Source organism: Flavobacterium salmonis, from assembly GCF_903819435.1.
GTDB classification, from domain to species: Bacteria; Bacteroidota; Bacteroidia; order Flavobacteriales; family Flavobacteriaceae; genus Flavobacterium; species Flavobacterium chungangense.
In genome coordinates this window covers 1-214 of record NZ_CAIJDP010000138.1, presented here as the reverse complement: position 1 = coordinate 214, position 214 = coordinate 1, and the positions used below count along the sequence as shown (strand labels likewise).

General features: G+C 41.1%; 1 pseudogene. It reads right to left on the bottom strand.

From position 1 onward, the window contains the following. Nucleotides 1–214 (bottom strand): annotated as a pseudogene (locus tag FLACHUCJ7_RS25255) (T9SS sorting signal type C domain-containing protein); the annotation flags it as partial.

Genomic DNA, 214 nt, shown 5'->3' with positions numbered 1-214 from the left:
AACCCAAACTGCATCATCTGCCACTTCAAAATCACCCGTACCCAGTGTATTGGCACTATAACGCAATACAAACCGATCATTGAAGGTTCCTGCTTTTGTGGTAAAGACATAATTACCTGCCGTTAATTCGTTTATCGTACCGGTTTGCTTATCTTCAAGGTAAACCCTTTGGGATGCTAAATTGCCATCGGCCTTATCAATTGAAATGGTAAAG